General features: G+C 43.1%; 16 protein-coding genes. 2 read left to right on the top strand and 14 right to left on the bottom strand.

Going from position 1 to position 22,466, the window contains the following annotated elements; translation table 11 throughout:
* Positions 1-51 precede the first annotated feature (51 nt).
* The 9 genes from G596_RS0103730 to htpG form a co-directional block, all read right to left on the bottom strand.
* The gene (locus tag G596_RS0103730) at positions 52-1,248 is read right to left on the bottom strand and encodes a hypothetical protein (protein ID WP_022760498.1); all 1,197 of its coding nucleotides are present in this window, start codon (positions 1,246-1,248) and stop codon (positions 52-54) included.
* Positions 1,248-2,078, bottom strand: a complete 831-nt coding sequence (locus G596_RS23430) for a hypothetical protein (RefSeq protein ID WP_022760497.1) — start codon at positions 2,076-2,078, stop codon at positions 1,248-1,250. Before G596_RS23430 ends, G596_RS0103730 begins: the two co-directional genes overlap by 1 nt.
* Positions 2,075-3,382 (bottom strand): DUF5716 family protein, encoded by a 1,308-nt coding sequence (locus tag G596_RS0103720; RefSeq protein ID WP_022760496.1) that lies wholly within the window; start codon positions 3,380-3,382, stop codon positions 2,075-2,077. The genes G596_RS23430 and G596_RS0103720 overlap by 4 nt, the downstream gene beginning before the upstream one ends.
* A gap of 54 nt (positions 3,383-3,436) precedes the next feature.
* Complete coding sequence (locus tag G596_RS0103715) at positions 3,437-7,018, bottom strand: DUF5717 family protein (RefSeq protein ID WP_022760495.1); 3,582 nt, start codon at positions 7,016-7,018, stop codon at positions 3,437-3,439.
* Between the two features lie 149 nt (positions 7,019-7,167).
* Entirely contained in the window at positions 7,168-8,385 is a 1,218-nt protein-coding gene (locus G596_RS0103710; protein WP_022760494.1) for an ABC transporter permease, read from the bottom strand.
* Between the two features lie 56 nt (positions 8,386-8,441).
* Complete coding sequence (locus G596_RS0103705; protein ID WP_022760493.1) at positions 8,442-9,656, bottom strand: ABC transporter permease; 1,215 nt, start codon at positions 9,654-9,656, stop codon at positions 8,442-8,444.
* On the bottom strand, positions 9,656-11,233 hold the full coding sequence (locus tag G596_RS0103700) for an efflux RND transporter periplasmic adaptor subunit (RefSeq protein WP_022760492.1): 1,578 nt from the start codon (positions 11,231-11,233) through the stop codon (positions 9,656-9,658). The genes G596_RS0103705 and G596_RS0103700 overlap by 1 nt, the downstream gene beginning before the upstream one ends.
* A gap of 42 nt (positions 11,234-11,275) precedes the next feature.
* A complete protein-coding gene (locus G596_RS0103695; RefSeq protein ID WP_022760491.1) occupies positions 11,276-11,974 on the bottom strand; it encodes an ABC transporter ATP-binding protein in 699 nt (232 codons plus the stop codon).
* A gap of 243 nt (positions 11,975-12,217) precedes the next feature.
* The gene (gene htpG, locus G596_RS0103690; RefSeq protein WP_022760490.1) at positions 12,218-14,338 is read right to left on the bottom strand and encodes a molecular chaperone HtpG; all 2,121 of its coding nucleotides are present in this window, start codon (positions 14,336-14,338) and stop codon (positions 12,218-12,220) included.
* A gap of 286 nt (positions 14,339-14,624) precedes the next feature.
* On the opposite strand from htpG, the gene G596_RS0103685 reads away from it, so the two are divergent.
* A complete protein-coding gene (locus G596_RS0103685) occupies positions 14,625-15,299 on the top strand; it encodes a DUF3990 domain-containing protein (protein WP_022760489.1) in 675 nt (224 codons plus the stop codon).
* Positions 15,277-15,930: a helix-turn-helix domain-containing protein gene (locus G596_RS0103680; RefSeq protein WP_022760488.1), complete on the top strand. Its 654-nt coding sequence runs from the start codon at positions 15,277-15,279 to the stop codon at positions 15,928-15,930. Before G596_RS0103685 ends, G596_RS0103680 begins: the two co-directional genes overlap by 23 nt.
* Positions 15,931-16,035: 105 nt before the next feature.
* On the opposite strand, the gene G596_RS0103675 is transcribed toward G596_RS0103680, so the two are convergent.
* The 5 genes from G596_RS0103675 to G596_RS0103655 form a co-directional block, all read right to left on the bottom strand.
* Entirely contained in the window at positions 16,036-17,067 is a 1,032-nt protein-coding gene (locus G596_RS0103675; protein ID WP_022760487.1) for a right-handed parallel beta-helix repeat-containing protein, read from the bottom strand.
* Between the two features lie 94 nt (positions 17,068-17,161).
* Positions 17,162-18,232: a peptidylprolyl isomerase gene (locus tag G596_RS0103670; RefSeq protein WP_044927846.1), complete on the bottom strand. Its 1,071-nt coding sequence runs from the start codon at positions 18,230-18,232 to the stop codon at positions 17,162-17,164.
* A 35-nt stretch (positions 18,233-18,267) separates the two neighbouring features.
* Positions 18,268-19,671, bottom strand: coding sequence for an NAD(P)/FAD-dependent oxidoreductase (locus G596_RS0103665; RefSeq protein WP_022760485.1), 1,404 nt, complete (start codon positions 19,669-19,671; stop codon positions 18,268-18,270).
* Between the two features lie 159 nt (positions 19,672-19,830).
* Positions 19,831-20,268: an SCP2 sterol-binding domain-containing protein gene (locus G596_RS0103660; protein ID WP_022760484.1), complete on the bottom strand. Its 438-nt coding sequence runs from the start codon at positions 20,266-20,268 to the stop codon at positions 19,831-19,833.
* Between the two features lie 55 nt (positions 20,269-20,323).
* Entirely contained in the window at positions 20,324-22,318 is a 1,995-nt protein-coding gene (locus G596_RS0103655) for a 2-isopropylmalate synthase (protein WP_022760483.1), read from the bottom strand.
* Positions 22,319-22,466: the final 148 nt, after the last annotated feature.

Genomic DNA, 22,466 nt, shown 5'->3' with positions numbered 1-22,466 from the left:
AACATAGTACATTATCTCCTATTTATTAGCAATAAAAATAAAAAAAGAATTTTATGCTCCGGGATATCTTTGTTCGAAGCGGTCGACCATGTCGAGGATTTCCTGGCGATAGACAGGATATTGGCGTACGAGCTCTTCTATCTCGTTTTTGGCATTGCCTGCCACAACATCGCGGTTGTAATCCATCTGCTTACGAAGAGACTGCCTCTGCTGCACAAGCTCGTGACGGATCTCGACCTCCTCGTTGTGATTTATGAGAGCAATCGCCTGGTGAATCCAGATCTCGGGATCCTTAATCCTGTACTTACGTAGTGCAAATACAAGCGCCTTCTGATTGGTATCCAGCTGCTTTTCTGCAATGGCATAGCGCTCGCGTTCATTTTTTTCCATAAGGTACTTATTGTACATCTGAAGCAGTTCCTTGGAATTGCTGATACCATACTTTAAGCACTCGTAATCTATAAGATTCCTGTTATTTACATAGCGGATCTTAACCGTATTCTGCAGCTGAATAAGACGTGCGATGGAATTAAGAATCACCTTCTTTTCTCTTCTCGCCTCATGAATCTTCTGATTGAGGAAAAGGAAAGCCAGCGCAGCTACCGTTATCGCCACCATATAGCCATAAATAACATTGAGCTTAAGTGCCAGAGATAAAACAGCAAGAGCTACCGTGATAACCCCAAGCGCCACAGCAACCACCAACATAAGTCTCTGCATATTGTCCAGAGATACCTCAATCTCGGCTCGTCTGAAATCATAAGCCTGTCTCTCTCCGTCCAGTCTTCTAAGGTCATTCTTAACCTTTTTCTGGTGCTCCTCCGTCTCCTTTAGAGTTTCCGCGCTCTTCTTGACCTGATTATGAAGACGCTCCATCTTCTCAAATTCCTGGTCGGTCATTCTGCTCTTACGTCTGTTGAAGGTCTTCTGCTGCTCTTCACTGTCGAGAATACGCTGAGCACACTGATTAACCTCAGCGCGCTGCTCGGGCGGAAGTGCATCAATCTCTTCCATATCCCGCAGGTGTGAGGTAACTACGCGGTATTCGAACTGAAGGTTATCCATCTCCCTGCTGGCCTCAGCCATCTGCTGAAGACAGTTTTCGATGTACTCATGCCTCTGTTCAGGGTCATCCATGTCTATATTTTTTCTTGTATAGACAATATCATTCCAGTTTTCCAGTTCGTTTTGCTGATGACGTTCTATTCGATATGTATCTTTTTTCTTGAAAAAATCAAAGAACCCCATTATTCAACCAATCCCCGATATTCTTCCTTCATATCCTTAGTAATTCTCTCCACCTCTTCGTAGTACTCGCTCATCTTAGCCCCGGATCGGTACAATTCGAGACTTCTGACCTTGATATTCGCAGTGCTCGCATCATACAGATCATTGGCTTCATCCATGCGCTGCTCAAGCTTTAAGGAAAGATTATGTGCCTCCTTATGTGAACTTACAAAGGAAACATACTCCTTTTCATCCATCATCATGCGTTTCGCGGCAAGATAACCGAGATAAGACTCGTCTGCTCCGCCGTCCTCCCATGCCTTATGGAAAAACTCCGCAGCCACGTCATACATAAAAAGATGTGCGTACATGACACCCTGATTATGCTCTATCTTGGATTTTATATTTTTATCCATTTCCGGCATATGCTTCAAAAGATAGTCGTATTCACTGAAAGCCTGAGTGATATGCCCCTGCTTCATCAAAAACTCAGCCCTGGACATGCGCTTTTCATAGATATCCATGTCCGCATTGCTTCTGAGTGTCTCCTCTGTGCTGTCGATTTCTTCCTTCGTGGAATATCCGACATAATCAAGAATCATTCCCGCAAGGGAAACAACAGAACACTTGTGAACTATCATGTGTCTCAGCTCATCGGCAAGCTTTTCAAGACCAAGTTCATTTCCTATCCAGTCTACAAGACTCATTTCAAAAGAATCCGCATCGATAAGAAATGCGTTCTGAGTTATACAATAGCAGAGCTCTTCTATTGAATAAATACGTCTGCCGATTTTCTCAAGATAATAAGGTTTTAAAGCGTACCTTCCGGTACAAAGAATAAGTCCTCTCATACCGAAATCTCCTCGCTCCACGACAGGCCGGAATTCTCAAAAAGCTCTCCGAAGCCCATGTCCTCGATATGTATTATAACCTTGTCCGCAGCCCTCATAGAGACTTTCATGCGAAGTCTCGTGGTTCTCGGAGGACGCTCCGGAAGGTCATTAAGTTCAATAGTATGTACATGCTTCTCACCTGCAGTGAGTGATGTGATGATAATATCTATATAATTCTCATCTTCCAGAATAAGGTCAAGGCTTGTGCCGATGTCATACCAGTTTTCACCGGCATCAAGAAGGGCATGATATGCCTCCTTACCCTGCTTTTTTACAAGAAGTCCGATATTTGATTTTAGTTTTCCGCCGTCAAGGAGCACATATTTTTCCATGCGCTCGCTGGGACCCACTTTCTCTCTGGCCGCAATGCTTGCACCCTTGCTAAAGAGATTGTTTCCTTGGAATACACGCCTTGTTCTACATAAAAACTCCAGAGATTTCTGCATCCACTGATCCCTGAATCCGTCGCCCAGTAAAAATACGGAGCTGACAATTCTGCCCTCCATGGTCTTTTCGGCAAACTCCAAAAATTTCTGGTCAAGCCTTACTACCTGCTCCTCGCGCTCCTTCGCATTCTCGGAGAATCTCCCCTGCGAAAGCACCATCCCGCCGTATGTCGTTTTATCTATGGTAACAACAATGGGCTTTGTTCTGTGGTTAAGCTTCATGTCATAGACAGTCATCTCGCCGAAGCTGTAATCACAGGCGATAACCGCATGTGACAGAAGATCATCGGGCTGATAAAGCATGTAGTGATAAAGGCTGTCCTCATAGCTCTGATAAAAGATATTCTTAACAGGAAGCGAAAGTGCTCCCGTAACCTCGGATAAAACCTCTATCATTCTGCTGTCCATGGTCCTTGTCGTAAATGCGATGGCATCTACCATGTCCATTGACAGTTCCATCGAGAGCAGGGAAAGTGTTCTTTTTACAAAAAGAGTCAGAAGCGAAACGGGATCATAGCCTGTTCCGTCTACATTCACACGCTTCCCTGATCTGGCAGCTTCAATAAGGCCGTCAACTCTGACGCCCTCCTCCGCTTCAATCTTAGCGATGGCTTCCTTTCCGTAAAACCACTGGTTAACGTCCTTGCGCTTACATAAAACAGTAGGGATATTGTAAGCCTCTGCGCCTGCAAGGGTTGAGAGTGTCTCCGGAAGGTCGGAATCAGACGCAAGAAAACTAATCTGCGAGACATCCTCTCCCAGATCGTAACCAAGTACATATCTTCTTGCGTTTTTTGATTCTTTGAAAAATTGCATTGTGCCCTCATCCGTCAGCTACGCTGACACCTTCCCCCACAGGGGGGGAAGGCTTTATAACATCCTAAATAATTTATTGGTCATGAAACGCTTTCTGTAATACTCGGAAAGGAGTCTGTCCACAGTATCGTAATCCTGAAGCGTCTTGCCGATCATAATGTCGTTGATTATAGAGTAACGTCCGACAATGGTCTCCTGAACTATATCGTTCTTGGAGATAGCTCCGCTCTCCGTCAATTTCTCACCGCGGCCGTTGTAGTTCTCCTCGGTGATGTAATACTGGATCTGCTCACCAAAGAAGAGTATAAATGAGGCGTCATATATACCTCTGTACATCTCCTGCATAGGTGCGGTCTTGTACTCCTCGTTCTCGTCCTCACTGGAGATATAGTGAACGATACACTTGGTCCCCGGTGTGGTTCTGTACTCGATTATTGACTTATCGCAGAACTGCCCCATCTGCGGAAGCTCGTTCTGATAGTACATGAAAAATGAAAAGTACACATTCTGATCCAAAAGCCTCTTTAAGAAGTCCTTCACAATCTCCTTGTCAGGCTTAAGGCCTACGTGGTTAGCCTCGGTAAAGCTCCTAAGGTATGCCATTCTGCACACATCAAGTAGCTCTACGCCCTCCTTCGAAAGTGTGGCAATTCTCTCAAAAACATAGCTGTCCGTAACCATGTTGTCCACGAAGTAATCGTTGGCCGATTTTGCAAGAAAAGCTCTCTCAAGCTCATCTCCGCCGCCGCTCTTTTCCACATAGCTTCTGAAAAGAGTAATCTTATCGCCGATGTGTGCTCCGGTGTAAAGTATCTGAGTAAGAATTCTCTTAGACAGTTCAAATACATCAACACTTAGATTGTTCGCGGTTTTCCAGAGGTCTCTCATCTCCTTGACGGTTCCGCTATAGTTTGCCGCAAGGAAAGTCAGAAGCTGCTCATCATACTTCGCATGAGAGAACGCATACCAGGCTATCTTAGCATTGTCCTCAGTATTCTCGAGCGACTCATTATCCATAAGTCTGCCGAAAAGTCGCATAACAATTCTGGGATCAAGCTTGTGCGTGCCAAACCTGTGAACCAGCTTATAAGCCTTATCGTAGTTACCTGACATAACCATGAGCTCAAACATCGTGCTTCTGTCAGCAGTTCCGAGATCCTCCATAGTAACCTCATCCATGTACTCCGCAAGCTGACGCTCAAAGTTATTTTCATAATAGAACCTTATAAGGCTCTCTCTTATATGCTTTCTGCAAATGGACCTGATCTTGGGATCACTGGCAAGCTCCCTGAACCTTCCGACATTTTCCATCGTGATGGTATAAGAATTTTTCTCAATATCACAAAGGAAAAGCTCCACGCTCTCAGATCCCTTCTGGATATAAGGCGTTGCATAGGATGCAAGCTGTCCCACCAGCATGAGCTTTGAATTTATAAATGGTATGCCCTCTGCAAACCTGTTGTCATCGGCATCCGCAAGGAAAACTGAGTAATCGCTGCCATACAAAGGAACATAGGCAACTCCGCCCGCAAGCGGATACTCCACCTCTTTTTCCAGCTTGTCGTAGACAACAATCACCTTGGTCATGCGCTTGTTGTCAGTCCTTATCTCATTGCTGTATAAAATTCTCAAAACCTTGTCGGCATTGCTGGCATCAACCATCTGCCTCGTGAGCAGATTTTTATATAAATATCCGAGATCCTTGTTAATCCTCCCCTTGTCCACCTGCTCTACGAGATACTTCTCAATCTGAAGCCTGTAGGAATCATAGATATCAGGATACTCGTCTCTGTGTTCATGAAGATACCTGTAGAGTATCGCATTCTTTTCATAATCAAGATTGCTCTGATAGGAAAAGAACATGAGTACCATCTTGGATATCTCGCAGGGAAGCATTCCATCCTCATCGAGATAAATGGCAGCCATATAGTACTCATAAAGCCTTGTGATATGAAGCTCCTCCTCAACACCGAGGGCATACCACTCGAAGGATTCGGGATCTGTTCTGTTCCCCTTTATCAAAAGCGAACATATTGCTTCCAGCGTAATCTTATCGGGATTAGTCTGATAGCAGGCCATGAGTATCTTGCACAGCTTCTCATTGTAGCCGCGCTCTCTGGAGCCTATGTAAACTATCTGGTCTATCAGATTCTGCTGAAGAACGCCCTTTTTCACTCCATAGGCAAGAGTCTGAAGTTCAAACTCCGAGGCCTTGGTAAGAAGTGTTGGCGACTCAAACATAAGGTTAAGTGCTTCTATAAAAATAATCGGGCTTCTGCAGCCGTCCTGGAATTGCTGCTCCATAAGCACCCATCTGCTGGTGGGGCTGTTAGCATACTCCTCCGATATGTATAAAAGAAGCCATGCGATTCTCCAGCTATCTGAATTTCTGGAGAATATACCTTCCATCATTCTGGATACTTCGTTGGTCGCATACTCATCTCTCTCAACAAGAGTAGTGAGATATAGATAATAACAGTAAAGGGTATCGTCGTCCGGATACTCCTCCTCCAGAACCGGCTTCATCTGGTCGAGTATCCATTTACCCTCGCTCACTCTCGATGCTGTAATCAGATACTGAGCTGTATATAATCTGAAAGCGGGATCCTTGGCATCCACCGCGTTCATTCTGTTAACAAGTTTTCCGCTCTCCGAAAGCCAGTCCCTTGAACCAATCTTCTTAAATCTGAAATCCTCATAGAGCTTAACAAGTTCTACTATGAGCTTTTTCTTCTCCATCTGTATGGATGAAAGGTGTTCTAATCCGAGATTCACCTTGGCGGTAACAGGAATCTTAACCTCCATATAAGGAGTTCTGAAGGTTATCAATCCAAAGTTATTGCCCTCATGCAAAAGACTTGCATCCACACGAAATTTAAAAAAGCAGTTATTTCCGATAAAATCGCTGTCGGTAAGGTCAAGAGAATCCGTGGAAAGAAAATCTCCGTCAAATTCAACTTCAACGCGCGTATACCCCCAACCGTTCCTGGAAAGCATCACGGTATGCTCCGAAACAGCTGTCGGATTATCTATTACAATCTCAGTCCTGTCGGGAATATAGCTTATCGGCTGTTTCTTTTTTATGGAAATAAGAAACTCCTCCATGTTCGCTTCGGACATGGGGACAGAAGAAAGCCCTCTGTACAGACTTTCAAAGCCACTCTCATTCTCCTGAAAAACATCGATAAATTCATCGGAATAAAAGAGTTTTCTTGCTTCATCCCAGTCGGTTTTTGCAAGATTTACAAAGTGAAACATGTTGCGAATCGGTCCCATACTGGACATCACGTGACTAATCTCCACGTTCACAACAAAAGGAAGCTGATATTCTCCCTGATTGGATATGACGGAGAACTCACCCTTGATGACATCACCGGCGCTAAGCCCCGTGCCATCAAACCTAAATCCCACCTCATATTCATAACCGGAAAAATCAGCTGTCAGAACCTGCATACGGAGCTCAGAAGTAGAGATGAGCCCTTGCACAACCTTGTCCTTAGGTCCATAGATAATGAAGCTCCCTTCACAGACCTCCCCCGGTTTAATATTTAATTCCAGGCGCGGAAGTGAGAAGCTGAGCGTTCTTTCTATATTATCAAATTGTCCATTTAATAAGCGGTCAATTACACTATTCACGTAAAGAATTCCCCGAAAGAAAACATATTCCAAATTATTATAGCACAAAAAACACAAAGCCACCCATACAATTGAATGTATGGATGACTTAATTTACGAAAATCCTCTGTTTGTTTTTACATATATAATTATACGTTATATGGCGCACATCACTCCTGCCTGAGAGCTTCGATAGGATCCATCTTCGCCGCTCTTCTCGCGGGATAAATTCCAAAGAACAGTCCATCGGCTATCGAAATCGCAACAACCATAAGGACGTTCATCGGACTGATTACCGGCGGGAACGACATGAAATTCTCCGCAATTTTTGTAAACAGAAAGCCCATAAGCATTCCGATCATTCCGCCTATCAGTGTAATGATCGCAGACTCTGTCAGGAACTGTATCAGAATGTATGAGGTTCTGGCTCCGAGAGATTTCCTGATTCCGATTTCTCTGGTTCTCTCTGTAACCGTAACCGTCATGATATTCATAACGCCGATTCCACCGACTACGAGCGAAATTGCAGCGATGAGAGCAACTACAAGTGTCACGACATCAAGAATACTGGTATATGCTCCTGCAATGCTCGCAAAAGACTGAATCTGTACTGCTCCTTCGCCTCGAAGCTCAAGCATATTTTCGGTTACACTTTTTACTTTAAGAGCTGTCTCGTCCGCCATCCCCGGATTGGTATAAATCTTAAAGCTTGTAATCTTATCCCCGGCAAGCCCGAATCTTCCGGTCAAAAGAGCATACGGTACATAAATTGAGCAGTAGTAATAGGCCTCTTCTTTTTTCTTTATAGCTTCCTTTGCAGATTCAATGTCTTCATCACTGCTCTTTGCAACGCCGACTATCATCAGATCAACACTCTTGGCCCCGATGTCGACCGTAAATGTCTTATCAACAACATCATCCGTCCTGAACAAAAGGAGAGCATCCTGCTGAGAAATTACACATACTGCCGTTCCGGCTTCCGCCTCGTCATCCCTAAAGAATCTTCCGGCATGCATTCCTTTCGTCTCTTCATGCGAAATATCAGCAGTTCCGCCGGTAATTCCAAGTTGCCTGTCATCCTTACCATCATTATAGGTTCCGTCCGAGTTGATAGTCATTGTTATTCCCTGCATCTCAGGAACGGCATCCTTTATCCTTTCAAAATCTTCCGGTTCCAGATATCTGTCGGTTTTCTTGGGATCAAGATTGATTGTTACTCCGCCGCTTGAAATTTCATCAAGACTGCTGTTTACAAAGACCTTCATTCCGTTACCTATTGAAAGTATTGTTATAACAGAGGATATACCGATAAAGATACCAAGCATGGTAAGGAAGGTTCTTCCTTTATTCTGTTTTATACTGGAAAATGCGCTTTTTATGTATTCCAATTCTTACCCTCATCCGTCAGCTTCGCTGACACCTTCCCCCCAAGGGAAGGCATCTATCAATTCCTTGCAAGTGCGTCTATCGGCTTAAGTTTTGCTGCTTTTCTTGCCGGATAGATGCCGAAAAAGATTCCTATCATCATAGAAAAGAGCGTTGCTCCTATTACAATTTTGAAGTCTATTATAGGTTCAAGATCAAGAAGTATGCATCCTACATAAGCACCCGCTATTCCAACGATGACGCCCACGATTCCGCCCATCAGGGAGATGATAGCGGATTCAGCCAGGAACTGGATCAGAATAGCCTTTGTTCTTGCACCGATTGATTTTCTTATACCTATCTCTCTTGTTCTCTCAGTCACAGTAACAAGCATGATATTCATAACACCTATACCGCCGACCAGAAGGGATATGGCCGCAACCAGTGAAATAAATGCTGTTATCGCTCCCATAATAGAGTCTACCTGGCCTGATACATCTGACATACTCATGTAATAAACCGCATCCTGTCCGCGAAGTCCAAGTCTGTTCTCAACAAAGCGAACAATACTTTTAACAATAGTACCGGGCTGAGTATTATCCCAATATATCTCGACAGTATGGAATTCAGAGATGTCCTTACCAAAAGCTCTGGCATAGGTTGTTAGCGGCATCTCAATCATAGCTGTATAGGAGTCGGTTTCCATATCAATCATCTTGGAAATCATCTCACTCCAGTTTTCTCTTATTCCGATGACCTCCAGCTCGATAGAACTGCCACCAACGGTTAATTCAAAAGTTTTACCAAGTGCATCGGCTGTTCCGAAAAGATGCACCGCATCATTTTTCATCATGACGCAGACTCTTGCTCCCTGATCCACCTGATCATCGGTAAAGTAGGTTCCCGTCTCAAGCTTGGTCAGTGTGGATTTCTGATAATCAGATCCGGCAGCAGTGATAAGCGTATCATAAGCACCTCTTGGTCCTGAAGAAACGCCGTATTCATTGTCATAAAATGTCGCACTGACCCCGGGGAAGTTGTCCTTGATTTCTCTTATATCGTCGTTATTAAATCCCCTGTCCGCAACCGACATATCAAGATATATATCCGCAACGTTTCCGCCTATAGCATCAACCTCGTTTCCTACATATCTTGCCATTCCGTTTCCTATGGTAAGCGCCGCGATGACCGAAGCAATTCCGATTATGATTCCCAGCATCGTAAGAGCTGTTCGCATCTTATTGCCAAGAATATTTTTTATGGCACTTTCTATATATTCAAAAAATGTATCCATTACTCGCTCATCTCGATGACTTTGGTTCCTTCGACAAGGGTTGTGGGATCGGTGGTAACGATGGTATCACCCTCGCTGACACCTTCCTTTATCTCTGCATCTGTACTGGTGGTAAGTCCCAGAGTAACAGGCTGTCTCTTAAGAATTCCGTTATCAATAACAAATACGAAATCACCCTCAGAATCAGTTCCGATGTACTCATAAGGAAGGACAAGAACACCCTCTGCCTTCTCGGTGTGAATCTTATTAGTTGCTTCTACTCCGAGAATAATGCTGTCATCGGGATTCTTTATCTTAATTTTGCCATCAACAACAGGAACTCCGCTTGCGTTATTCTTAGCTGTTCCGGAAATCTGTGTCACTTCGCCTTCGTACTCATTGCCGTTAATCGTGACATCCACCTTCTGTCCCTTCTTGATCTTACTAAGATCTGACTTTGAAATCTGGATATCAACTCTGACATCATCGGTACTTTCGATAGTCATGATTTTGGTTCCGGGAGCAACTGTTGAACCCTCGTTTGCACCAATCTCTGTTACTACTCCTGAAAAATCAGCTTTAATTCCGCCCTCTGCCTCTTCAATGTCAGTGATGGTATTTGTACTCTCTAGCTCCGCAAGCTCTCTCTGAGCTGCAAGTGAGCTCTTTTCACCTGAAGTAAGAGCACTCATCTCAGCGGATGACTGCTCGGAAAGATCCTGCTTTTCTTCATTCAGGGCAGTTATCTGTCTGTTCCACTCCTGAATCTCCGGATCGTTTGACAACGCATACTGGACATCGGAAATGGCATCCTGAATCTCTAGTGCCATCTGGCTCTCGCCGTCCTCTGTTCTTCTCTCATTAGGTGCTTCGTTTTTCTGTACAGCATCATAGCTGTCTGAAACCCTGTTCTGATCAACGTCCTGGCTTACCTTCTGAAGGTCTGTCAGAGTCTGATTCATTCTGGAAGTCTTCTCTGTAATCTTGTCATTGATTGCATCTATCTCATTTGTAATCTCGTCAAGACGATTGTTTATATCGTGAATGCTTCTTCCTTCAAGAACATCAGTAGCCTTATTGTTCTTTTCGATGCTTCCGCTGTAGCTGCCGTTTGCCTGCTGAAGATTGAGCTCAGCCTGCTTCTTTGTCTTTTCAAGGTCAGCTTCATCATAGGTATAAATAACATCGCCCTTATTGACCCTGTCACCTTCCGACAAACTAAGTGTTCCGATCGGTGCCTGAAGCTTCGCGTAATAGCTCTTTGTCTCGTCAGATGCAACATTTCCGCTGATTGAAACGATGACTTCGATGTCTCCCTTTCCGACTGTAGCAGTTGTGACCGGCGTAGGAGCATTTTTTGCCTTTATATTATTGAAAACCACCCAGCCGATAATCAGCACTATAAGTCCCAGAACGATAAACTTCACAAAGCCCTTCCTCTTACCGGGAGTATAGCTTGGCGTGTCTTCTTTCACAGCATAAGTCTTGGTTTCCTGCGAAACTTCTGCCTTTACATCCTTTGCCGCATCTACCTTAGCTTCTCCATTTACTTCCTGTGTGTCCTTTGAATTCTTCTTTTTCCCCAAAACCAAATTCATAATTACTTGTCTCCTCGTAGTCTAAAAACAAAGCCTTTCATGTTACAAAGTAAAATTCTCGTTTATCTCATCCTTTGCGATTTTTCCGTCGCTTATGGTTATAATCCTCTTAGCCTGTGCCGCAATTCCCGGGTCATGGGTGATAAGTATCACCGTTCTGCCCTCGGCATACAGATTTTTAATAGTAGCAATAATCTCTCTGCTGGAACCACTGTCAAGGTTACCTGTAGGCTCATCCGCAAGAAGTATCGGCGGAGCCTGCGCTATCGCCCTTGCTATAGCAACTCTCTGCTGCTGACCTCCTGAAAGCTCCGCAGGTTTGTGCGTCATACGCTTCCCAAGACCAACATGTTCCAAAGCTGCTACAGACAACTCGCGTCTTTTTCTCTTGGGAACACCTCTGTACATAAGCGGCAGCTCAACATTTTCAAGCGCAGTAAGTGACTGAATCAGATTAAATCCCTGGAAGATAAATCCTATCTCCCTGTTTCTGACATCTGACTGTTCATCGTCACTCATATGGGAAACATCCATTCCATGGAGCAGATATCTCCCACTTGTAGGTGTATCAAGACACCCAAGCATATTCATCAGTGTAGATTTTCCGGAACCGGATTGACCGATTATGGCCACGAATTCCCCTTCTTCTATTGTAAGGCTCACATGATCAAGAGCCCTGACTTCATTCTCCCCGGGATTATAAATCTTGCATATATCCCGTACCTCAACTAACGCAGGCATTACTCCTCCCCTTTGCTTAATTGGACTGTTCAAAAAACTTTTTACATAGCAAGGTTAAAATAAACCATCTACCATAGTATATAACGAAACAACTTCTATTGTATCTTCATTTATTAAAAAATAAATGATCTTTTTTCCTGATTTCAAGGGTAAATTTATCATATATATAAATACAGACCGAAATGTACACTTATTTCGGTCTGTTTTACACTTAAAAATATTTTCCCAAAATATGAGAAATAATTACTTAGCAAGAAGCATCATGATATCATTACTTCTCTGAACGAACTTAGTCATGGACTCAGCGTCGAGAGGTGCATTCTGGATGCGGGCAAGGTCATAGAGCTGCTCGCAGATTGTGCTTACGTTCTCACCGTCCTCGTTGTCCATAACATATTTAACAAGAGGATGGTTAGCATTGAGGATAAGAGTCTGGCCGCCCATACCAAAGTCGCCCATCATCATTCCGTTTGCTGCATACATCTTCATCATATCCTGCATACGGCGGGTATCCTCAGATACAGTGAGCATTGAAGAAATCTTCTTATCCTTGAGCTTTTCAACCTTAACAACAAGCTGTTCGTTCTTAAGAGCCTTCTTCATCTTCTCGCCGATGTTCTTCTCGATCTCCTCGAATTCTTTCTCAGCCTTCTTGGATGTTCTGCTCTTAAAGGTATCTGTAAGATCAGCATCGATTCTCTGGAATCTGATGTCCTGATTCTTGGACTCAAGCTGCTGAATAAAAGGCACATCTATGTTGTGATTTAAGATGAATGCATCCATCTTCTGAGCCTTGAACATGTTGATGTACTGGCTCTGCTGCTGTTCGTCTGTTACATAGTAAATGGTGCGGGGTTCCTTTTCCTCGTCTTTCTTGTCATCGGCCTTGTCAGCTCCGTCTCCGCTTACTGTATTGCCATTCTCATCTACTACTTCAGCTTCTACTGTATTACCGTTCTCATCCTTAGCTTCCTCAGCTGCGGCAGCCTCCTCAGCCTCCTTGTTGATCTGGAGTGCTTCGGGAAGTGTGAGATATTTTCCATCAAGGTTCTTGAAGAGGATGTAGTCATTCATCTTCTCGCAGAACTTGTCGTCCTTGAGGCAGCCATACTTGATGAAAGGAGAAATGTCCTCCCAGTACTTATCATAGTTTTCCTTATCTGTCTTGCAGAGACCTGCAAGCTTCTCAGCTACCTTCTTGGAAATGTAGTCTGAAATCTTCTTTACAAAACCGTCGTTCTGAAGTGCACTTCTTGAAACATTAAGAGGCAGATCAGGGCAATCGATAACACCCTTAAGGAGCATCAAGTACTCAGGGATTACTTCCTTGATATTGTCAGCGATGAATACCTGGTTATTGTAAAGCTTGATTACGCCCTCAGCTGACTCGAACTCCATGTTGATCTTAGGGAAGTAGAGGATACCCTTTAAGTTGAAAGGATAGTCCATGTTAAGGTGAATCCAGAAAAGAGGCTCCTTGTAATCGCGGAACACCTTTCTGTAGAATTCCTTGTACTCATCATCGGTGCAATCCTTGGGAGTCTTTCCCCAGAGAGGATGTGTATCATTAAGGAGCTGAGGTCTCCTCTTGATCTTGAGTTTCTTCTCCTCTTCCTTTTTCTCCTCTGAAGTCTCGCCATCTTTAGCTTCTTCCTTCTTCTCAGGCTCGATGACTTCGATTACAACATCATCATCGCGCTTCTCGGATTCCTTGATGGTCTCTGTGCCTTCCTCGTTCTCTCTTGAAAGGTAAATCTCATAAGGCATGAATGAGCAGTATTTCTCGATTACTTCTCGAGCCTTGTACTCATTGCAGAACTCAAGGCAGTCATCTGAAAGGTGAAGAGTAATAACTGTACCTACGTCCTCCTTATCTCCATCCTTCATCTCGAAGTCTGAACCGCCGTCGCAGGTCCAGTGTACTGAAGCCGCATCTTCCTTATATGAACGAGTATCGATCTCAACATAATCAGATACCATGAAGGTTGAGTAGAAACCAAGTCCAAAGTGTCCGATAATCTGGTCTGCATTTGCCTTATCCTTGTACTTGTTAAGGAAGTCTGTAGCACCTGAAAAAGCTACCTGGTTGATGTACTCTTCAACCTCTTCAGCTGTCATACCGATACCGTTATCAATAATCTTTATTGTCTTATCCTTATCGTTAAGAACAACGTCAACACGGGGTTTAAAGCCATCGGGAAGTGTATACTCTCCCATCATGTCCATCTTCTTGATCTTTGTGATCGCGTCACATGCGTTGGAAATAACCTCACGATAGAATATGTCGTGGTCTGAATACAGCCACTTTTTGATTATAGGGAACATATTCTCTGAGTTGATTGAAAGATTACCTTTTTTCTCCATTGTAGTGCCTCCATTACTATCGCGAAGCGGGATGAAAACCGGCCCCTCCGCGTTTTTTATTAAAATATTATTGCGGCGTGTTCTACTAAATATAGAATACCCACAAATATGAGTTTAAGACTGTGAGAGACAAAAGTCAATAAAAAATTAGCACTCAATTGAAGCGAGTGCTAATAAACGGTTAATTCACGAATTGAAGGTGTATATTGCATAATATACTGCTACGGAAGTATAATTATTATATACTTCTACAGAAGTACTTTTGTGGTTTTAGGAGATTATTTTTATGGAGATGACTATATATCACGGTTCTGTGCAAGTTGTAAATAAGCCTGTTTTCGGCTATGGGAGAGATGACAATGACTATGGCAGAGGCTTTTACTGTACAGAAGATCCTGAGCTCGCCAGGGAATGGGCAGCAATAACTGATAAAGGAGGATTCTTAAACACATATCGTCTCAATACTGAAGGTCTTAAGATCCTGCGATTGCTGAGTCCTGATTTTCATATTTTAAACTGGCTCGCCATTTTGCTTGCCAATAGAAAAATAAGATATTCAAGTCCTATAGAAAAAAGAGGCGCGGAATATATACTTGATAATTATCTTCCCAATACAAAATCTGCTGATGTTATCATCGGCTATAGGGCTGATGACTCCTACTTTTCTTTCTCGAGAGCATTCCTCAGTAATACCATAACGCTAGAGCAGCTCTCATATGCCATGAAATATGGTGATCTTGGCAAGCAGGTTGTGCTAATGAGCAAAAGAGCATTCGACAGCATCACCTTTTGGGAAGCCGCACCTGTCAACGGACTTATATACGCGCCAAAGCGTATAAAGCGCGATGCTGACGCCAGAGAATCATATCAGAAATTGTTGGGAAAGGAACAAACTGAAGGTATCTATTTAAATGAAATTATACAGAAAGGAATAAGCGATGAACAGCTGCGCATACTCTGAGTTATATTTACATGATGCCATGAGTAATCTTGGCGAGCTTGTAGAATACTTGGTTGAAGCAACTCCCGATATCAAGCCTGACGATTTTTTTCAGATGATGATTATCAGCGGCTTTGCTGAACGTTTTGAAAAGGGCGATCCCATGGTTGTCAGCGGAATGTCCGGCACTGAGCTTCATCACAGAGTTTTGGAGACCTGCGGATTCTCTGACAGAACCTGGCCTGAGCCTCTTATTCGCTTCGATACCGGGGTGGATTACTGGTGCGGATACATTCTTGCCTACTATCAATGGAAGAAAAATATCAGTTTTGCCAGAATATTTGAATCCCTAAATTACGAGAAGCTGGCAAAACTATATAACACAGGCCATACCACCTCAGACGACCACGCATTGCTTTTGATAGAAAATGTCTCATTTTCCGTTGCAAGCAAAACAGTAACACGAATCCAGGCATACAGAAAACTCATAGGTTTGTCCCAAAAAGCTCTGGCGGATGCTTCCGGTGTGAACCTGCGAACCCTTCAGCAATACGAGATACGCGATAAGGATATAAATAAAGCCTCAGCAGAAAAGGTCCTCTCTATGGCAAGAGTATTGAAGTGTAGACCTGAGGACTTAATGGAAAAGTGAATTTCTACCAGGTTATCAACTGAATATTCATTTCTATCATTTAATTACTAAAAAAAGTTCCCGGATATAAGTTTTTAGGCTTACATCCGGGAACAACCTGTAATTTTAGTATTTATAGTATTTTTTTATCTTACACTTCTTCACTTTTGTTTTCATATTTTTATTATCATAAAAAGTTCCGGTAATCTTCGTATTTTTTAATGTGAATTTTTTACCTGAATAATTGCTTACATCTCCGCCAAAATTACATTTTATAATCTTTACATTTTTAGCACTCGCCATCTTGGGTTTAGATGGGTCTTTTATAGTTTGAAATGCAAAGTACCAATTAGATGTTCCCTGCTTTACACAAGTTACTTTGGTGTTTTTAATAGTAATATTCTTACATACTTCATCTGCTGGAATTTTTCCATTTACTGCATTGGGCTCTATATTTATGCCGCAACTTGGTTGAGCACCCTTGGCCTTCAAAATCTTGCAATTATCTATAGTTACATTATCTGCATCAACTATAGCTATATTGTTTCTTCTGTTATTTGAAATCGTACAATTGGTAATGGATACTCCATCACATCCATAAAGACTATCCTCAAGGTTCATGGATCCAAGATAAATACCATCTCCCCAGTTGTTACAAATTGTCATATCAGAGATGGTAACATTCTTACAATCTATTACTCCGATGCCATGTCCATCAGCTCCGGACTTTCCATTAGATGATCTATCTCCAGTGATCTTCCCGCCAGATATTTTGAATCCATCTGCTTTAACACTTATAACGCAGTATTCACCGATAGTAGTCGGCTTCACCTTTAGTTCCGTTCCTTGGGCAAGTTGGAATGATATGTTTGGCTTAGTAATATTAATTCCAACACCATAGCCGTCGAAATCCAAAATATTTATGTCATATGTTCCGGAGTCAAAAACAATAGTCCCACCACCGGATCCAATTGTTTCGGAGATAAAGTTATTAATATCAGCCGTATCAGACTTGTTATCATCAGGCTTAATCCCATAATCAGAAAGCTTATAAGTGTTTTCCGCCTTAACCTCTCCTGCCGGTACAGATACCGCAAGCATAGGAACCGCAACAACTGCCGCCATTACCAAAGATACAAATTTCGTTCTAACCCTCATAAGAAACCTCCTTAGGAAATAACGTTGTTATTATAATATTAACAGAGGCGCAAATAATGCGCCTCTTAAATAATTATGAAATTTAATATACGTTTCATTCAGAAAAATGTTTGCGATAGATATCGAAAAAATCGCTGCCACTGCCATCGGATGTTTCTGCTATATGAATTTTATCGTACAAGCCCTGGTTAAGTATCTTTGAAAGATCCGATGCAAAAGCATCATACTGCTGTCCAAATACTTCCCGCTTTCTCTCCTCAACAATCCTTACCTTGTTGGCCTCTGTTTCTTCCCTGTTGAAGGTACTTATACATTTCAATATAACGTATGAATCCTGAGCTTCAATTACCCCGCTTATCTCTCCGTTATCGAGGTTAAACGCTGCAGTCTCAATCTCGGAATCCACATCACCCTTACCTATGGAAACAGTTCCCTCCTCAGCCTCATTATATTTTTCCATGAGTACACTGAAGTCGGTTCCCTCTCCCAGTTCTCTTTGTATCTGAAGTGCGGTGTTTCTGACCGCTTCCTTCTCAGCGCCCTCGAGCGGAATTTTATCTCCCTTGGAATCAAGCTTCCAGGTATTAAGCACTATCTGCTCAACCGTAATGGTTCTGGCTTCGTCGTCACTTATCTCGGGATTGATGTCTCTTATAATGTAGTTATAGAGCTTATCCGCAGTGGCATACTCTGTGTACATCGCCGTCAAAGTCGCTTCGTCTATATCTCCCATCATCTTCTTTTCATCATCGCTGAGTGAAGATAAATACTCGGAAGCGGCCACTGCTGCAGTACTGATTTCGGATTCCGTGAGTTCAATTCCTTTCTCCAAAGCGAGAAGATTCATTGCTTTTATCTGAGATATTGCAACAAGGCACTTATCCTTAACATAGCTCTCCATGCTGCCATCGCCTATGTTCACATTCCAGATTTCACTGCCAAAGCCTTTTTCATAAGTCTTCTGAGAATTATAAAGGTACACCAAAAACTCAGACTCCAGGCATGATTTGTCCTCTATTCTGAAGAGCTCATTTTCCTTAAAACCTGTGGTAAATACAACTCTGGTATTATCAAGGGCAGCGCATCCTGTCAGTGAAAAGGTCATAGCCGCAGCCATCGCAATTGCCACGGCAGTTTTCCGGATTCTGTATATTCTGTTTTTCATAATATTTCTGTTATCTCCGGTCACGACTTTTCGCATCATTTAAGTTTATTAAGAATACTCCTTGCCACTTTAAGTCCGTTAGCACTAGCCTGCTGAAGGCCTCTTGTTATTCCGGCTCCGTCACCGATTGCACGAAGGTGTCCGATGCTGGTCTCAAAGTCCTTGTTCACGATTACCTTGTTGGAATAGAACTTAACCTCAACACCGTAAAGTAGTGTCTCTTCGGAGGCAATTCCGGGAGTGACCTTATCAAGCGCCTGAATCATTTCATCAAGGTCAACCATGATTCTGTGCGGGAAAACAAGAGAAAGATCTCCGGGAACCGCATCCTTAAGTGTGGGAATCAGGTTGTTTCTTGCAAGTCTCTCATCGGTTGTTCTTCTGCCTCTTCTGAAATCTCCGTAAGTCTGAACAAGAATTTTGCCGTCGCAAAGCATATTTGCAAGCTCCGCAATTTTCCTTCCGTATTCAATAGGAGTCTTGAAAGGCTTGGTGAAATTCTTGGAAACAAGCAGCGCAAAGTTGGTATTGTCTGTCTTGTAATCACTGCTCTTATAAGCATGTCCGTTTACTACCGCAAGTCCGCCCTCATAATACTCAGTCGCAACCTCTCCGGAAGGATTGGTACAGAAGGTTCTGACTTTGTCATCAAAGGTAGGTGTGTGGAAGATGAGCTTAGCCTCATACAGATTTTCATTCAAAAATTGCATAACCTCATCTCTGACTTCGACGCGGACGCCCACATCAACCGTTCCGGGCTTGGTCTCAATGCCGATCTTATCGCACACTGAATGAAACCAGTCAGCGCCCTCACGTCCAACTGCCGATACGATTTCCTTTGCATTTACAACGGTGCCGTCATGAGTCTTTACACCGGTGGCAATGCCGTCTTCCACAAGGATCTCTTCAACCATTGTATTGAACACAAGCTCCACGCCTTTTTCCTCAAGGTGCTCCTGGAGCTTCTTATAAATCTTATAGCCTTCCTCGGTGCCGAGATGTCTGATGGGACACTCTACGAGTTTAAGGTTGGCATTGATCGCCTTCCTTCTGATCTCGCGAATCTCCTCAGCCTTATCTATGCCGTATACACTCTTATCTGCACCGAATTTCAGATATATGTCATCAGATTCCTTGATGAGAGCCGTTGCCTCGTCATAACCAAGAATGTCGGGAAGCGTTCCACCTACATCAGGTGAAAGAGATAATTTTCCATCGGAAAAAGCACCTGCTCCGGCGAAGCCTGTGGTTATAGAGCAGGGTTTGCATCCCATACACTTTCCTGTTTTTCTCTTGGGGCACTCTCTTTTTTCAATGGATCTGCCCTTTTCAATAATCATTACTTTTAAATCCGGGCGCTTTTCAATGAGCTCGTAAGCGCAGAAAATTCCGCCGGGCCCCGCACCAATTATGAGTACGTCTACTTCTTTGTTTGTCATAAAAAAACCTTTCTAATATACATTCCCCCTCATCCGTCAGCTAGCGCTGACACCTTCCTCCAGTGGGGGAAGGCATAGGGATAAGAATGGCTGCCACAAAACTGTAGCAGCCATTAGTCCGTTTGATCACATGTTTTTTAAAAAGTTACCGTCTGAAAATTATTTGGTAGCTTTTTTAGCCGGAGCCTTTTTAGCTGTAGTTTTCTTTGCAGCAGGCTTCTTTGTTGCTGCTTTCTTTGCAGGAGCCTTCTTGGCAGGAGTCTTCTTTGCAGGAGCCTTCTTACCAAAGTCCTTTAAGAGCTCTGCCTTTCTGAGGTCGCCCTCAGCACTGATTTTTCCTGAAAGATGCGCATTAACAAAATCTGTCTTGCCGTCAAGAATGTCCATAAGATCAGCAGCTGATGTATACACAAGAATGTCACGATCAAAATACTCATAAGGCTCAACATTCAGCTTACCGTTATCGATCTCAACATAGAAAGCGCCTTCGCCCTCACCGGAAATATTGAACTGGTAAGCAGCATGCTCGTTAACATCGCTGACATCAACATCCTTAAGTGCATCTTTTACCTTTGCTACTACTTCTTCGTAAGTCATTTTCTCCTCCACTTCATAAAAAACTTTTTCAAAACATTGTTATTATATCACAAAATTACCTACTGTTGCTACGATACTGCACAGGGGTCATTCCGTACTTTTTCTTGAAGAGCCTGTTAAAGTGCTCAACGTTCTGATAACCTGCCGCTTCAGCGACTCTCTCTACCTTCATGTTTCCGTTCTTTAAAAGAATGCTTGCCTTTTTTAGACGAATCTTTTTAACGTTCTCTCCGAAGGTCATGCCGGATTTTTCCTTGATATATTTTGAAAGATACGGCTTTGATAAATAAAACTCTTTTGAAAGATCATCAAGTGTCACTGTCAGGTAATTCTCCTGGATGTAATTGAGAATTGCACTGATTCTCTCATCCTTCGCATCTGTGCTTGCCTTTACTTCGTCAAGCTGGTTGACGGCAATTGTAAGAGCGCTCACGGATGATCTGATGATATCCTCGTCAATGCCAACTCCCCAGAATTTCTTGCCGTTGCTTGTGATACCGACATAGGTTACAGCCTTGGATGAAGAACCGCGGCTAAGCGCATGCTCCTCATAAACAGAAAGCTCATAGCTGATGTTGAAGTACTGTTTGAAAGCATTACTTACAGCATCAAGACGTCCGTTTCCGTTAGCCTCAACTATATGCTCTTTTCCTGCATGAGCAAGTGTAACCTCTGCAAGGATACCGTTTGTCTGCTTGAAGTGACAGTCTGCAACTCTGAATACAGAATCGTTGTGAACATATTTGTCTTCAAATATCTGATAGATTCTTCCGGGTGCAAGCTCAGCATGCTCTCTGTCGGAAACATCCTTTATTGTGTAGCTGATGTCTGCCTGCATCTCTCTCGGAACCATCATGCCGTAGTTGTTCTTTAATATGTAGCTTACGCCGCCCTTTCCGGACTGAGAGTTAATTCTGATAACATCGCCGTCGTACTCTCTTCCAAGATCCTTGGGATCAATAGGAAGATAAGGAACGGTCCAGATTCCTTTGTCTTTTCCTGCTTCATGCCATGAGAAGCCCTTGCTGATAGCATCCTGATGAGATCCTGAAAATGCTGTAAATACAAGCTGTCCTGCATAAGGCTGTCTCTCGAAAATGCGCATTCTTGTAAGACGCTCATAAGTCTCGCCGATCTCATTTATGTTGCTGAAGTCAAGCTTCGGATCAACGCCGTGCGAATACATGTTAAGAGCAAGTGTAACGATATCAACATTACCTGTTCTCTCACCGTTTCCAAAAAGTGTTCCTTCTATTCTGTCAGCACCTGCAAGACATCCAAGCTCAGCATCACTGATTCCCGAACCTCTGTCATTGTGCGGGTGAAGAGAAAGCGTTACCGCATCGCGGTACTTAAGATTTCTGTGAATATACTCAACCTGAGTTGCAAATACGTGAGGCATAGCAATCTCTACGGTTGTAGGAATATTGATGATAACCTTATTTTCCTTCTTGGGCTTCCATACATCGAGCACTGCATTGCAGACTTCGACCGCATAGTCAACCTCTGTTCCGGGGAAACTCTCTGGTGAATACTCAAATGAGAAGTTACCCTTTGTCTCCTTTGCAAGCTTGTCAAGAAGCTTTGCACCATCTACAGCTATCTGCTTAACATCTTCTTTATTCTTTTTGAAAACCTGCTCTCTCTGAGCTACGGATGTGGAATTGTAAAGATGGATGATCGCTCTGGGCGCACCCTTTACAGCCTCAAAGGTTCTCTTGATGATGTGCTCTCTCGCCTGCGTAAGAACCTGAACGGTTACATCATCCGGAATCATGTTCTTTTCAATAAGAGTTCTCGCAAACTCAAACTCTGTCTCGGACGCTGCGGGAAATCCTATCTCAATCTCCTTAAAACCAAGATTTACAAGCATTGTGAAAAACTCAAGTTTCTCATCAAGGCTCATGGGCTCTATAAGTGCCTGGTTACCGTCGCGAAGGTCAACGCTGCACCAGACCGGCGGCTTGTCAACGTAATCTTTTTTCACCCAATCATAGGTAGCCTTGGGTGGCATGAAATACTGTCTCTGATACTTCTCGTAGTTCTTCATAATGCTCCTCCTAGTTATAAAATATTCAGTATTTTCAGTCGATTTATTACAATCACTCTACCTGTTTGTAGTGGAATTAATCGGATTCTATATTGTTATCGACACAAAAATAAAAATCATCAACTAATATTGATGATTTTTATTTTAG

It is taken from the genome of Butyrivibrio sp. AD3002, from assembly GCF_000420905.1.
Classification (GTDB): domain Bacteria; phylum Bacillota; class Clostridia; order Lachnospirales; family Lachnospiraceae; genus Butyrivibrio.
The sequence above is the reverse complement of the archived record's forward strand: the minus strand, read 5'-3'. Positions and strand labels throughout refer to the sequence as shown.

Coding starts and splice junctions, on each gene's coding strand:
- G596_RS0103730 (WP_022760498.1), bottom strand. CDS start 1,248: ATGGGGTTCTTTGATTTTTTCAAGAAAAAAGATACATATCGAATAGAA.
- G596_RS23430 (WP_022760497.1), bottom strand. CDS start 2,078: ATGAGAGGACTTATTCTTTGTACCGGAAGGTACGCTTTAAAACCTTAT.
- G596_RS0103720 (WP_022760496.1), bottom strand. CDS start 3,382: ATGCAATTTTTCAAAGAATCAAAAAACGCAAGAAGATATGTACTTGGT.
- G596_RS0103705 (WP_022760493.1), bottom strand. CDS start 9,656: ATGGATACATTTTTTGAATATATAGAAAGTGCCATAAAAAATATTCTT.
- G596_RS0103700 (WP_022760492.1), bottom strand. CDS start 11,233: ATGAATTTGGTTTTGGGGAAAAAGAAGAATTCAAAGGACACACAGGAA.
- G596_RS0103695 (WP_022760491.1), bottom strand. CDS start 11,974: ATGCCTGCGTTAGTTGAGGTACGGGATATATGCAAGATTTATAATCCC.
- htpG (WP_022760490.1), bottom strand. CDS start 14,338: ATGGAGAAAAAAGGTAATCTTTCAATCAACTCAGAGAATATGTTCCCT.
- G596_RS0103685 (WP_022760489.1), top strand. CDS start 14,625: ATGGAGATGACTATATATCACGGTTCTGTGCAAGTTGTAAATAAGCCT.
- G596_RS0103680 (WP_022760488.1), top strand. CDS start 15,277: ATGAACAGCTGCGCATACTCTGAGTTATATTTACATGATGCCATGAGT.
- G596_RS0103675 (WP_022760487.1), bottom strand. CDS start 17,067: ATGAGGGTTAGAACGAAATTTGTATCTTTGGTAATGGCGGCAGTTGTT.
- G596_RS0103670 (WP_044927846.1), bottom strand. CDS start 18,232: ATGAAAAACAGAATATACAGAATCCGGAAAACTGCCGTGGCAATTGCG.
- G596_RS0103665 (WP_022760485.1), bottom strand. CDS start 19,671: ATGACAAACAAAGAAGTAGACGTACTCATAATTGGTGCGGGGCCCGGC.
- G596_RS0103660 (WP_022760484.1), bottom strand. CDS start 20,268: ATGACTTACGAAGAAGTAGTAGCAAAGGTAAAAGATGCACTTAAGGAT.
- G596_RS0103655 (WP_022760483.1), bottom strand. CDS start 22,318: ATGAAGAACTACGAGAAGTATCAGAGACAGTATTTCATGCCACCCAAG.